This window comes from Streptomyces cyaneus (genome assembly GCF_004028635.1).
Lineage (GTDB): Bacteria > Actinomycetota > Actinomycetes > Streptomycetales > Streptomycetaceae > Streptomyces > Streptomyces cyaneus.
Genome location: NZ_RQJW01000003.1, coordinates 194195 through 209054, shown reverse-complemented (window position 1 = coordinate 209054; position 14860 = coordinate 194195). Strand labels below are relative to the sequence as shown.

Here is a 14860-nt window from a genome sequence, read left to right as displayed (position 1 = left end):
CCCGACACCGGACTCCGGCACGGCACGGCACGGCGCGTCCGCGGGCCCTGGCCCAGTGCGATGAGGAAGGAAACGCATGTCGACTCCCGGGCGCCGCAGCGCCGGCACGCTCCTCGACATACTGCTGCACGCCGCCGAGGAGACGCCCGGTCAGGTCGTCGTCCATGTCCGGGGGGACGGCAGCGAGCGCCCCGTCACCTTCGCCGAACTCCGCGACGACGCACTGCGCGTGGCGGGGGGCCTGCGCGCGGCGGGACTGGAACCCGGCACCCCCGTGCCACTCGTCGCTGATCTCGGCGAGGACTTCCAGCCGATGTTCTGGGGAGCGCTGGCGGCGGGGCTCGTGCCCGTGCCGCTCGCCCCGGAGGCCCGCCGGGTGGGGCCGGTGTGGGAGTTCCTCGGCAGGCCCGCCGTCGTGGTGGACGCCGCCACCGAAACCCTGCTCGCCGAGATTCCGGGCCCCGTGCGCGCCCTGCGCGTGGACGTGCTGCGCGAGGCCGGCCCGTTGCACTCGCCGCCCTGCCGCGACGCACAGGATCTCGCCTTCCTGCAGTTCTCGTCCGGCAGCACCGGCACCCCGAAGGGCGTCGAACTCACCCACGAGGCCGTGCTCGCCAACCTCCGGCAGATCCGCGCCGCCATGGCGATCACGTCGGACGACGTGGTGGCGACCTGGATGCCGTACTTCCACGACATGGGCCTGATAGGCACCCACCTCGTCCCCATGGCGGCACGTCTGAAGCAGGTGCGACTGGAACCGCTGACCTTCGCCAAGCGCCCCACCCGCTGGCTGGAGGCGGTGGCCCGGCACCGGGCGACCCTGCTGTCGGCAGCGAACTTCGCGCTGGCGCTGGCGACGCGGCGGGTGCCGGCCGGCACCTGGGCCGGACTGGACCTGAGCTCCGTACGGCTGATGCTCGTGGGAGCCGAGCCGATCGCACCGCGCGTGTGGCGGGAGTTCACCGCCCGGGCGGGTGCGGCGGGGCTGGACGCCAGGGCGATGCTTCCCGTGTACGGACTGGCCGAGGCCACACTCGCCGTGACCGTGCCCCCGCTCGGGGAGATCGCCGAGCCCCTGCGCCTGGACCGGAAGGCGCTGAGCCGTGGCCGGGCCGTCCCCGCGGAACCCGGCCCGGACGCCGTCGAGTTGATGGACCTGGGCCGTCCGGTGCCGGACTGCGAGATCCGTGTCACCGACGATTCGGGCAAGCCGCTCGGCGACCGGCGGGTCGGTCACATCGAGGTACGCGGTCCGCAGGTCGCACGTGGCTATCATCGCGCCCCCGAGGCGAGCGCGGCCGCGTTCTGCGGGGGCTGGCTGCGCACCGGCGACCTCGGCTTCCTGAGCGGGGGCCGGCTGTGCGTCACCGGCCGCCACAAGGACGTCGTCTTCGTCGGCGGCCGCACCTTCCACGCACCCGATCTCGAAGAGACCGTCGCCGCAACTCCGGGACTGCCCGGCGGAACGGTGGCAGCGATCGGCTCCACCGACCCCGACGCCGGGAGCGATCGGGTGGTGGTGTTCGTGCAGTGGGCGCGGCTCGCCCCGGCCGCGGCCGTTGCGGTGCTCGACGCGGCGGCGGCCCGGGTCCGGCAGGCGCTGGGCCACGACGACGTACGGGTGTTGCCCCTGCCGCCCGGCGCGTTTCCCCGGACGACGAGCGGCAAGCTGCGGCGCGCTGTGATGCGCGCGCGGTTCGAGGCCGGTGCCTACGCGGCGATCGAGGAGCGGCTGTCGGCCGCGCGGGCAGAGGGCTTGCACGCCCCGACAGGGGGCTCGCCCGCTCGGCAGGAAGGGCGCGGTCCGCAGGGACCTGTGCCGCGTTCGCGGCGGGACGTCGAGGACGTGGTCCGGGGGATCTGGGCGCGGACGCTTGACCTCGCGCCGGCGGACATCGACCCGGACGTCCGGTTCTTCGCCCTCGGGGGCTCCTCGCTGAAGGCGATGGCGGTGCTCGCGGGGATCGAGGACGCCTTCTCCGTCGCGGTGGAGCCGCGCGTGTTGCGCGACCATGACACCGTGGCCGCGCTGGCCGGGCATGTGCTGGCACTGATTGCCAGTCGTGGGAGGGGAGTTGGCGAAGAAGCAGCCATCAACCTCGGGGCGAGCACGGACGCGGGGCGCGCGCCGCTGTCGTCCGCCGGGGATGCCGGAAACCGGGGGCCTGTTGCGGTTCTCGGTATGGCCTGCCGGTTCCCCGGTGCCGAAACGCCGGAGGCCTTCTGGGAGTTGCTCGTATCCGGCCGGGACACGGTGACAGCCGTACCCGAGGGCCGCTGGGATGGCCGCGAGAGCGCACCGGGCGCCCCCGGCCTCTTCGGCTCCTTCCTCCCCGAACCCGCCGACTTCGACGCCGCCTGCTTCGGCATGGACGACGACGAGGCCCGCGCGACCGACCCACAGGCCCGGATCTTCCTGGAGCTGGCCCACGAAGCCCTGGAGCGCTCGGGGTACGTGGGGCCGCGACGGACCGGCCGCAGGATCGGCGTGTTCGCCGCCCTCGGTGACAGCGGATACCGCGAGATCCTGGCCGCCGCCACCGACGGCGACCTCGCCGCCCACCCCGGCGCGCTCACCGGCAACCTGCCCAACCTGATCGCCGCCCGCCTCTCCCAGGCACTCGACCTCGACGGCCCCGCCCTCGCGGTGGACACGGCCTGTTCCTCCGCGCTCGTGGCGCTCCACCTGGCTCGGCGCAGCCTCCTCAGCGGCGAGTGCGACGTCGCCGTGGTCGGCGGCGTCCAGCTCGCCCTCACCGCGACCGGCCACCGGCTGCTCGCACGCGCGGGCGCGCTGTCCCCGACGGGCGGCAGTCGCCCCTTCGGTGCCGCCGCCGACGGAATCGTGCCCGGGGAGGGCGGAGCGGCCCTCGTCCTCGCACGCCTGGACGACGCGCTACGGGACGGCGACCCGCTCCTCGCCCTGGTCCGGGGCACTGCCGTCAACAACGACGGCCGGTCCCTCAGCCTGCTCGCCCCCAACCCGCGCACCCAGCGCGAGGTCATCACCCAGGCATACGGCGAGTGCCGCATCGACCCGCAAACGGTGTCGTACGTCGAGGCGCACGGAACCGGTACCCCGGTCGGCGACCCCGTCGAGGCGCAGTCGCTCGGGCATGCCTTCCCACCCCGCACGGACGGGCTCCCGCGCCTGCTCGGCTCGGTCAAGGCGAACATCGGACACCTGCTCAACGCCGCCGGCCTGCCGGGCCTGGTCAAGACGGTCCTGGCGCTCCAGCACCGCCAGGTCCCTCCCTCCCCGAGCAGCACCCCGCCCGCGCCGTACCTGCAACGCGTCGCGCCCGGCTTCGAACTCGCCACCGAGCTGCGGGAATGGCGGGCCCCCGGGCCTCTGATCGCGGGCGTCAACGCCTTCGGCTTCGGCGGCACCAACGCGCACGCCGTACTGGAGGAAGCACCTGGACGGACAACGGCCGCGGGTCCCGTCGCTCGCGGCCCGCACCTGCTCACGCTGTCGGCCCGCAGCGCCGACGCCCTGCGGGCATCCGCCGCAGACCTGGCCGGGTATCTGCGGGCGCACCCGGATCTGCCCGAGGCCGACATCTGCGCCACGGTCAACACCGCGCGCGACGACGGCCGTCATCGCCTCGCCGTGGCCGCCGACGGTGACCTCGCGGACCGACTCGACACCGCCGCCCGCACGGCGGACTTCACGGTCGCCCGGTCCTCGCGGCCGCGGACGGTGTTCCTGCTGCCGGGCCAGGGAGCACAGCGGCCCGGCCAAGGGCGCGCGCTGTACCGGTCGGCCCCGGTGTTCCGGGAGGTCCTGGACGAGGCATCGTCGCTGACGGGGCCGGTACTCGGGCGCTCGCTGGCCGAGTGGTGCCTCGATCCCCGTATGGATCCCGAGGAGTTGGCCAGGACGGAGGTGGCCCAGCCGCTGCTCGTCGCGTTCGGTGTGGGACTGGCCCGGCAGTTGGAGGCCTGGGGCCTTTCCGTGGACGCGGTCGCCGGACACAGCGTGGGCGAGATCGCGGCCGCGTGCGTCACGGGTGCGTTGAGTCTCGCCGAGGCGGTCGGGTTCGCCGCGGAGCGCGGCCGCCTGGTGGGCGAGCTGGCTCTTCCCGGTGCCATGGCCGCCGTCAGGGGCGACGAGGACACGGTCGCCGGGCTCGTCGCCGCATCGGGCGGCTCGCTGGGCGTGGCCGCCGTCAACGGGCCCGAGCAGGTGGTGATTTCGGGTGCCGAGGAGGCCGTCGAGCGAGCCCTCGCCGAGCTGACGGGGCGTGGCGTGGCCACGCGCAGACTCCGTGTCTCCCACGCCTTCCACTCGCCGCTGCTGCAGCCGGTCCTCGATCCCCTGGGGGAGGCCGCGAAGGCGCTCACGGTCAAACCGGCGGCCGTACCGATGCTGAGCACGGTCACCGGCGAGTGGCGACCCCGCCTCACGCCCGCCTACTGGCAGCAGCATGCCGTCGAGCCGGTCCGGTTCGGGGCGGCCGTCGCAATGCTCCTGGAGGAGGGCTACGACACCTTCCTGGAGCTCGGCCCGGGGAACACCCTGGGTGGGGCGGTCCGCGCGGTCGCCGGTGCGCACGGCGCCTCGGACGTGGCGGTGTCGACGACCGGGCACTCCCACGCCTCGGCCCGTGACGCCGATTCCTCCGAGGCGCGGGCGCTGCTGGAGACGGTGGGCCGACTGTGGACGCGCGGTGCGCCCCTGGACCGTGCAGCTCTGCACGGGACGAGCCAGGCCGCGGGGCGTCCGAGGGTCCCGGTACCGACGTACCCCTTCCAGCGCACCCGCTACTGGCCGCGCGAGGCCGACACGGCGGCTGCGGTGCGGCGCCTCGAGTGGCGGGACGCACCGCTCACACCTGCGGCGGGACCCCACGCGGTACGGCTGATCGGCGGCGACCAGGTGCTCGGCCGGACGCTGGCCGAGCGGCTCCTCGACCGTGGGGTGACGGTACTGGGGGACGACGTGGCTCACGGGTCGTCCGCGGCGTCGGCGGACACCGTGGTGTGGCTGGGAGCGGAGCACGCTGCTGGAGACGGAAGCCGGCAGGCCCCGGACGCCGCCGCGAGCGCCGCCGTGGCCGCACTGCGCCACGCACTCGCCCTGCTCACCGCTGACTGCTCCCGCCTCCTCGTGGTCACCGAGGACGCGTACGTCATCGGCGCATCGCCGAATCCGGCGCGCCCGGCCCAGGCACTCCTGCACGGCTTCACACTCGCGCTCCCGCAGGAGCACCCGGGACTCGCCGCCCGCAGCCTGGACCTTTCCTCCCGCGACCCGCTCGATGCCCGCGTCGACGCCCTGGAACGGGAGCTGTACTCGGCCCACGAGCCGGGCGCGGACGGCGCGGTCGCATGGCGCGCCGGCCGCAGGCTCAGCCGTACACCTGTCGACGTGACGGGCGCCCCCACGGCGCCCACCGCTCTGCGGCCGGACGGCACGTACCTGATCACCGGGGGAGCCGGCGGGCTCGGTTCCGCACTCGCGCGGGACCTGGCGGGACGCGGCGCGTGCGAACTGATCCTGACCGGACGCTCCGAGACCGCCCCCGACGATCTGCTTTCCGACCTCCGCGCCCACGGTGCCCGTGCCCGGTACCACGCGGCCGACGTGTCCGACGAAGCCGCCGTCCACGCCCTGTTCGCCGAACTGCCCCCACTGGACGGGGTGTTCCACGCCGCCGGCACGGTCCGGCCCGGCAGCCTGCGCTCCAAGGCCGACGGGGAGACCGAGCAGGTGCTCGCCGCGAAGGTGCGCGGCACGGTGCTGCTCGCCGAGGCGCTGCGCCGGCACGGCCACGAACCGGCCGTATGCGTCGCCTTCTCCTCCGTCTCCTCGGTGCTGCCCGGCCTTGCGGGCGCGCTCGGCGACTACGCGGCGGCCAACGCCTTCCTTGACGCCTTCGCCGCGTCCGAGCGCGCGGCGGGCCGGCCCTGGCAGTCGATCGGGTTCGGGCCCGTCGCCGATGCGGGACTGGCCGCCGGGTCACCTGCTCAGCAGCGGCTGCGCGCCCGGGGACTGAGCCCCATGAGTACGCGGGCGGCGATCACGGCGCTGCGCACGGCCGTCGCCACCGATGCCGCGCACGTGCTGGTGACCCGGACCGCGGCGTCCGCACCCCTGGAGGCCGCCGCCGCTGCGGACCGCACGCACGTGAGCGTGCCTCCCGCGCCGAGCGGCCTGCCAGTGGGCGACGGCGCCGTGACCGAGCCGACCCGCATCACCGACCTCATACGCCGCCTGCTGGCTGACTCACTGCACCGCGCCCCCGAGGACATCGGCGACGACGAGCAGTTCCTCGGCCTCGGGCTCGACTCGCTGACCGCCGTAGACCTCGCGCGCCGCCTGGAGACGGAACTCGGACTGCCCCTGCCCGCCACGCTGCTCTTCGAGTACCGGACGGTCGGCGAACTGACCGCCCACCTCAGCGGACAGAGGCCGACCACCCCCGTTGCGCCGGCCGCCGTCAGCCGCGACCAGGACGACACCCCACGCCCCCTCACACCGCTCCAACTCGCCTTTCTCACCACCGAGGCGCTGTACGAGGGCGTCACCGCGTACGGCTACATACGCCAGACCGTCCGCGGCCCCCTGGACCCCGACCTCCTCGGTCGCGCCCTGGCCCACCTCACCGCACGCCACCCCATGCTGCGCCTGCGCATCACCACGGACGGCACACCGCCGCGTCAGTACACGGCGCCGACCGACCCCGACGTCCGAGCTCCCCGCTGGTACGAGGTGCACCAGCCGGACGACACCGCGCTGCCGCTGCCGGACCTCGAACAGCGGCTGTACAACCGCCCGTTCGACCTGACCACCGAGGATCCGGTGCGCGCGGTCCTGGTCCGCGACCGGCGGGACGCACACCTCGCCCACCTCCTGCTGGTCGTCCACCACAGCGCCGCCGACGGCTTCAGCCTCAAGGTCCTGTGCGAGGAGCTCTGGTCGCTCTACACCGCACTCGCCGAGGACCGCAGTCCTCGCGAACTCCCCCTCCAGAAAGCTGAGTTCACCGAATACGTCGCCTTCGCCAACACAGAACGCCAGTCATCGGCGTTCACCCGGGACCAGCAGTACTGGCGTGACCGCATCGCCGAGCACACCACGGCGGCCCCGGCTGCGGCACTGCCGTACGACGGCGACCCGGACGCGCTCCCCACCCCGCCGCTCACCCACCACCAGACAGGCATCGACGCCTCGCTCACGGCAGCGTTGCGCGAGGTGGCCGCCCGGCACGAAGTCACCCTCTTCCACCTGCTGCTCGCGGTGTACGGCCGCTGCCTGGCCCGCTGGGGCGGACAGCGGGCCGTCGCCGTGAACGTGGCGCGTGCCCGACGCGAGGCGCCCCTGCCCGGCATCGACCGCCTCGTGGGGCCGCTCGCCGACACCCTGCCGGTGTTCGCCACCATCGACCCCGCCGAGCCCGTGACCTTGCTGGCCGGGCGGCTCCAGCGGATCTGGCAGGAGGCGGAGTCCCACGCCACCCTCGGCAGCCCCGACATCGCCGCGCTGCTGCCCGCCACCGGCCCCGCCCCGCGCACCGTCGCCCCGGCCGGGTTCAGCTTCGCCCGCTTCCCCGTGAGCCACGGCCGCGACTGGCCGGTCACCGTGACCCCGACCGCGGCGGCCACCGCCTCCGCCGCCACCCGGCTCGGACTGCTGTGCTGGGAATCGGACGCGACCCTTCACTTCTCCTGGAACCACCCCGCCCACCTCTTCAGGCCCGAGACCGTCGAGCGGCTCGCCGCGGAGTACGTGGAGGAACTGCACGCCGCGGCCGGGCAGTCCATCGATGCCGATGGGCATCACAGCCGCGCGGGGATCGTCGACCGCCTGTCTGCCCGGTTCCGCGCGACACCACGAGCCGTCGCGGTGGACACCGGCCGCACCACGCTCACCTACGCCGAACTCGACGCCGCCTCCGGCGCCCTCGCGGCCCGGCTGCACGCGAACGGCGTACGCCCCGGCGACCTGGTCGGCCTGCTCACCGAACCGGGCGCGGACACCGTCCTCGGTGTGGTGGGCATCCTCCGGGCGGGCGCCGGTTGGGTGCCCCTGGACGCGACCCATCCCGTGGCCCGCCTGCGGGACCAGGTACAACGCACCGGCGTCGGCGCAGTGGTCTGCCACGCGGCGACGCGCGAAGCCGTCGCCGCGCTGGACGGCATCACGCCGGTCGCAGCCGATGACACGCCCCCGGCCACCCCGTCCCCGGCCACTCCGTCCCGGGTCGAGCCACCACCCGCCGACCCTGACGCCATCGCCTACGTGATCTTCACTTCGGGTTCCACGGGCCGCCCCAAGGCGGTCCCGATCACCCACCGGTCCATGCTCAACTACCTCGACTGGTCACTGACCACCTTCGGATACCGCCCAGGGGACCGCCTCGTACAGACGGCGTCCGTCTGCTTCGACGCCTCCGTACGCCAGTTGCTGGCACCGCTGCTGGCCGGCGCCACGATCCACACCCTCACCAGGGACCTCCTGCGCGACCCCGAAGCGCTCCTGGACCGGATCGTCGACGACCGGATCACGGTGTGGAGTTCGGTGCCGACGCTGTGGGAGCGGCTGCTGACCGCCGCCGAGACCCGGGCGCGACAGGACGGAACACCCCCGGACCTCTCGGCGCTGCGCTGGGTCCACGTAGGCGGCGAGGCGCTGCCCGCCGCACACGTACGCCGCTGGTTCGACCTGCTCGATGCCTGCGGGGGACCGGTGCACAGGGTCTCGAACCTGTACGGGCCCACCGAGGCCACCATCAACGCCACCTGCCACATCATCGACACCCGACCGGCCGACGACGTACGTCAGTTGCCCATCGGCCGTCCGGTCGCCGGAACCGAACTGGCCGTCGTCACCGAGGACGGACGTCCCTGCGCGGCCGACGAGCCCGGTGAACTGCTCATCGCAGGAACCGGATTGACTCCCGGTTACCTCGGCGAGCCTCAGCTCACCGCGGAGGCGTTCGTCGAACGCGGCGGTCGCCGCTGGTACCGCAGCGGCGACCGGGTCCGCCGAACCACGGACGGTGTCCTGGAGTTCCTCGGCCGCCTCGACGACCAGGTCAAGGTCCGCGGCCACCGCGTGGAACTCGGCGAGGTCGAGGCCGCGCTGCTCACCCACCCGGACCTCGCCCGTGCCGCCGTGCTGCTCGTCGCCGGGCGTCTGGTGGCGTACGTCGAACCCCGGCCCGGCGCGGACGAGCCCGACGCACGCGAGGTGCGCGCCTTCCTGTCCCGGGTTCTGCCGCCGTACATGCTGCCCGGACCTATCCGCTCGATCTCGGCGATGCCCCTGACCGGCACCGGCAAGATCGACCGCAACCTGCTGGCGCGCACGTCGGAGGAGGGGGCCGACCTCGCCCCTGAAATCCCTGAAACCCCTGAAGCCTCTGAATCCCTTGAATCCCCCGAATCGCCTGAATCCCCGCCATCCGGGCCCGGGACCCCTCCCACCACCCCGACCGAGCACACCCTGGCGCGCATCTGGTCGACCCTCCTGGACGTACCGGAGGTAACCCGCGAGGACGACTTCTTCGAACTCGGCGGCGACTCCATCATGGTCCTCGAACTCTTCGCCCGCCTGCGCAAGGAACTGCCGGCTGTCCCACGGCCGACAACCGTCTACACCCACCGCACGCTGAGCGCACTCGCGTCGGCCCTCGACACCGCCGCCGACGCGACGCCCGATCCGACCGAGGAGGCCGCCCCCGCGCAACCGGCGGGTCCCTTCCCTCTCACCCCCTCCCAGCGGGGATTCCTGCTCGCCGAGACCATCAACCCGGGGGCCGGCTCCGGCTGGCTGGCCCGCTTCCGGCTGAGCGGCCCGCTGCGCCACGACGTCTTCCAGCGCGCCGTGGACGTCCTGGTGGCCCGTCATCCGATGCTGCGTACCGTCTTCCCGGCAGGCGCCCGCCCGCCCGTGCAGCAGGAACTGCCGGACTCGTTGCGCCTGCCCGTGGAGACGGAGACCCTCGCACACCCCGACCTGCTGGAGCAGCGGATCGCCGAGGAGGCACGGCGCCGACTTGAGCCCTGGGCCTGGCCGTTGCTGCGGCTGCGGCTGCTCACCGTGGCGCCCGGCGACCACGTGCTCCTCGTCCACGCTCACCACCTCATCGGCGACGGCTACAGCGCCGCCCTCCTCGCCAGGGAACTGCTCACCGCATACGACCGCCTCGAGCGAGGCCTGCCGCACGGCCTGGCGTCGCTCGACAGCACCTTCCGCGATCACGTCGCCCAGTCCGCCGTAGGCCCGCACTGGCTCGGACCTGAGGCCGAGGAGTACCGCGCACGCCTCCGCGCGCCCTACACGCCCCCTGTGCTGCGCCGGCCGACCGCCGACGACCCCGATGGCCAACCGGCGTTCCACACCACGGGGTTCACCCTGGACGCCGTCACGGCACAGGGGTTGCGCCGCCTCGCCCGAGCCGCCCACCGCACCCTGTACGCCCCGCTGCTCACCGCGTACTACCGCGCCCTCGTCGAACTCACCGGCCGACGCGACCTGCTGCTCGGGCTCGCCGTCACCGGACGCGAGGACTCCACGGTGGACGCACACCGGGTGTTCGGCCCGTTCGCGGAAGCGGTGGCGCTGCGCCCGGCAGCCCCGACCGACGCACACGAAGAGGTCCAACCGCCCGCATTTGACGAGGACTTGAAGCGTCTCGCCGCCGAAGCCGACTCGGCCCGGGCCGAAGGCCCCAGCGAGGTGCGCACGGCGGCGGGGTTGCCCCGCCACGCCCAGTTCTTCTTCACCTTCCTCGACTTCACTGCCCTCGGCTCCGAGGAAGGCGGCAGCCTGACACTGCATGCGGACGAGACGGACACCGCCCTCGCCCCGCCACCGCTGGGCACCGACGTGTTCCTGGCGGTGCGGCCGGTGGCGAACAGCGAGGCTCTGCGCGTCACCGTACGAGCTTCGGCTGCAGCCCTCACGACGGCCGAAGTCGCCAGGTTCACGCAGGAGATGTGGCGACAGCTGCGAGACGCGCTGAGCGAAGCCAGTTCCGACCCCGACCCCGACCCCGCCCCGGCCTGGAGCATCCGCCGACCACGCCCCCGCCTCGACGCCGCGCTCGTCGGATACCTGCCCGCCCCCGCCCATCTCGCAGCCCTCGCCGGACTCCCGCACGACAGCCCCGGCCTCGGCCGCGAGGCCGTCCGGGCGCTGCTCTTCCCGGACGGCCGCGCCCGGCTGCTGGAGCAGACCAGGACCCCGCTGGGGAACTCCGGGTTCGTCGCTCTTCCGCTCTTCGCCGACGAACTGGCCCCGGCCGCCGATCTGGGCGCCCGCACGGCCCGCGCCGTGGAGCAGGCCGCCTCACTCGGCGCCCGCTGCGTCTCGCTCGCGGGCATGATCCCATCCCTCACCGGCTACGGCTACGACGTCCTGCGGGAGACCACGACGAGCGCGGCGATCACCACCGGACACGCGTCGACGACCGTCGCCGTGACCAAGACCGTCCACTCAGCACTCGCGGCGACCGGCCGCAGCCTCGACGACCTCGCCCTCGCCGTCGTCGGATGCGGCTCGATCGGCACCTCGTCCCTACGACTGCTGCTGGCGACGGCATCCCGCCCACCGGCCCGGCTGCTGCTGTGCGACCTGCCCGGCAGCACCGTGCGACTCGAACGGCTGGCAGCAGACCTGTCGTCCGAGCATCCGGCGATGTCGGTCCAGGTCGTCGAATCGGGGCGGACCCTGCCCGCTCCGGTCTACGACGCCGACGTGATCGTCACCGCCGTCAGCGGCGCGACGGCCCTCCTGCAAGTCGACCGGCTGCGCCCCGGCACGATCGTGGTCGACGACTCCTTCCCGCATTGCTTCGACACCGCGAGCGCACTGGACCGTATGAGCCGGGACCAGGACGTCCTGGTCGTCGGAGGCGGGCTGCTGGCCCTCGACTCCACGGACACGCAGCTGAGCGAGGACCTGCCGACCGTGGCGAGCGCGGGCTTCGCCATGCGACCCGGGATCGCGGGCACCTTGGCTTCGTGCCGACTGGAGTCATTGCTCCACGCCCATCTCGGCGATTGCGGCCGAGACCCGAGCGCTCTGCCCTTGATCCACGGCCTCGTCGACCTGCCCCGCGCTCGCGCCCACTGGGACGCGGCCGAGGACGCCGGAGTGCGGCCCGCCCCGCTGCATCTGCTCGACCGCGTCATCGCAGAAGGCAGTGGGCTGCCCCTCAGGCCTTCGGACGCCATCCCAGGGCCGGACCCAGCCGGGCGGCGACATCGGTGAGGATCTGCACATAGTCGTCGTGCTCGAAGGTGAACGGCAGCGCGAACGCCACTTCGTCCACCTCACGGAACGCGGCGTGGGCATGGAGGCGTTCGGCGATCTCCGCCGAGGTACCGACGAGGTCCGGCGCGAACAACAGGCGCGCCGGACCCTGCGGTGACAGGGTCCGAGGGGTGCGCTTGGCGACGTACTCCTCGTACTTCGCGCGCTGCTCGGGCGTCGCGGAGTCGGTGGGGATGACGACGAGACCCTGCGACACGCGGGCGTTCTCACCGTCGGGATGGTGGGCGCGGAAGGCGCGTATGTGAGCGAGCTGGATCTCCGCGAAGTCCGGCGACTCCTCCGCTCCCTCCGCCCCCGCAGGCCCTTCCGCCTTGACGACGCTGCTGGTCAGGAAGTTCATCCCGTGCTCGCCGGCCCACTGCGCCGAACGCAGGCTGCCGCCGCCGTACCACATACGGCTGCCCAGGCCGGGGGAGTGCGGCTGCACACGGTCCGCGAACACTTCGAATCCCTCGACGCCGCTGAAGTCCGTGGCCGGCTTGCCCCGCACGAAGTCCAGCAGCCGCCGCACCCGCTCGTAGCCGAAGTCCTCGACGTCCGCCGTGTCGGGGTAGAGGGCCTCCTTGATGCGCTCGTAGTGCATCGGCGGACCCACGCTGACGCCCGGGTTGATACGGCCGCCCGACAGGAGGTCGACCGTCGCCAGGTCCTCGGCCAGCCGCAGCGGGTTCTCCCAGCCGAGCGGGATGACGGCAGTGCCGAGTTCGATACGGCGGGTGCGCTGCGAGGCCGCCGCCAGGACCGCGACGGGGGAGGAGATGCCGTACTGCAGATGACGGTGGCGGATCCACGCGCTGTCGAAGCCGAGCCGCTCGCCCAGCTCGATGATCTCGAGGGTGGACTCGTGGCCCCGACGTGGATCCGCCTCGTCGAACAGTCCGATGGTGAGGAAACCCAGCTTGCTGAGCGGTCGTGAGGTCGGCGGCACGGGCCCCTCCATCGTTCACTGATCGAGTCGTACGGCAGTGCCAACTGGCCCGCGGCCGATGATGTTCCCGTGCCCCCGGCTCAGACCAGGGAAATGGTGACCTCGTCCTCGACCGGCGGGTCGACCTCCTGGGCGCGGTTGCCGGTCGCGGCGTAGCAGCGCAGACGCACGGTCTGCGGGGTGACGTCCAGGCGCAGGAAGCACTTGAAGAACGGTGGGCTGTAGGTCGCCGAGCTCGGCGAGAACAGCTGGGTGTAGATCTTGCGCACAGGGAGGCGGAACCGCTTGGCCCGGTCGGGTCGGCGTCCGGTGCCCAGCAGGCCCGCGACCAGGCGCGTGCGCCATGTGACGCGGGCGTCCGGGGCCGGTGCGCGACCCGGCTGGATCTCCAGCCGCTCGGCGATGACGGCCGTCGCCTCCGCCTCGGTGAGGGAGAACAGGCGGCGCATGCGCAGCCGGCGTCCGTAGAGTCGGCTGTAGAAGGCCAGGGAGTCGCCGCGCAGGGGATAGCAGCGGAACTCCTTCTCGGTGACGTTCGCGATGTCGACCCGCGGAATGGTGTGCGTGGCGTGCATGAACGCACCGCCGCCGCCCGAGACCACGTACTGGATGGTGCGGCCGTCCACCTGCACCGGGTAGCGCTGGTAGTTGTGGATGTCGCCGCCTATCGCCGCGACATAGCGGTGCGCGGGGTCGCGGACGATCTCGTCGACGGTGCCGCCCCCTTCGATCGCGCAGGGGTGGTGCTCACCGTCCACGTACAGGGGCTGGCCCGTGATGAGGATCTTCGGCCGGGGATCCTTGGACACCTCGCGCAGCCACGCGCCCTGTTCGGCGTCGATGCCCCCCAGCAGTCCCGTGTCGATGCCTATGATCCGCACCGGCCCGGCGTCGATCGCCCAGTACGGCCCCGGCTGAACGGCTTGTTGGGCCGCGGCCGACCTCAACTGCCGTGCTTCGACAAGACGTTGGCCGTCCCCCTTGCGCGGCCGGTGCCACAGCAGCGACCGTAGCCACGCCCTGGTGAGCGGACGCGCCGCGGCCTCGGGTTCGAGGGGCGGGGCGTCGTCGCAGAAGACGCGCATGAACGCGCCGAGGTCCTCGTACCAGTCGTGGTTGCCCGGTATCGCGTACATGGGCGCCCGGTAGTCCTGGTACGGCCGGAAGAACTTGGTGCCGTAGTCGTCGGCGCTGCCCACCGGATAGATCACATCACTCGCGACGACCGCGAACCGTGTGTCCTGACCCACCTTCAAAAGGCCAGGTACGACGGCGTACTGGGAGTCGTCGCCCTCGCCCGTGTCACCGATGACGAGGAAGGAGAAGCTGTCCGGGTCGTCGCGCCGGATCACCTTGTCCGCGGGCGCCCCGGCGGCCGCCCGCTGCGCCGCCCAGCGGCTGCGGGTACGCCCCGTGGGGTCCCCGAACCAGAACGCGAGCACGCCGTTGCGGGCGGCCCACAGCGTCTTCGGGTTGAGCCAGGAGATCTTCTCGACCTTGTGCGGCATCAGCCGCTTGTACTCACCGAGTTCGGCGCCGCCCCAGCCGGCGCCTTCGGCGGTATCGCGTGAGGAGTCAGACACTGGTGCACCGTAACAATGATCTAGAGGATGCCGAGCAGGGGGAGGAGGGGCTCGGCGGGT

General features: G+C 73.1%; 3 protein-coding genes. 1 reads left to right on the top strand and 2 read right to left on the bottom strand.

Annotated features, from left to right (window positions below; all coding sequences use genetic code 11):
* Nucleotides 1–76: 76 nt before the first annotated feature.
* The gene (locus tag EHO50_RS10085; protein WP_128429546.1) at nt 77–12226 is read left to right on the top strand and encodes a non-ribosomal peptide synthetase/type I polyketide synthase; all 12150 of its coding nucleotides are present in this window, start codon (nt 77–79) and stop codon (nt 12224–12226) included.
* Here the strand turns inward: EHO50_RS10085 and EHO50_RS10080 are convergent.
* The gene (locus EHO50_RS10080) at nt 12171–13217 is read right to left on the bottom strand and encodes an LLM class flavin-dependent oxidoreductase (protein WP_128429545.1); all 1047 of its coding nucleotides are present in this window, start codon (nt 13215–13217) and stop codon (nt 12171–12173) included. The two genes, EHO50_RS10085 and EHO50_RS10080, sit on opposite strands and share 56 nt — an antisense overlap.
* Nucleotides 13218–13297: 80 nt before the next feature.
* A complete protein-coding gene (locus tag EHO50_RS10075; protein ID WP_128429544.1) occupies nt 13298–14800 on the bottom strand; it encodes a metallophosphoesterase family protein in 1503 nt (500 codons plus the stop codon).
* Nucleotides 14801–14860: the final 60 nt, after the last annotated feature.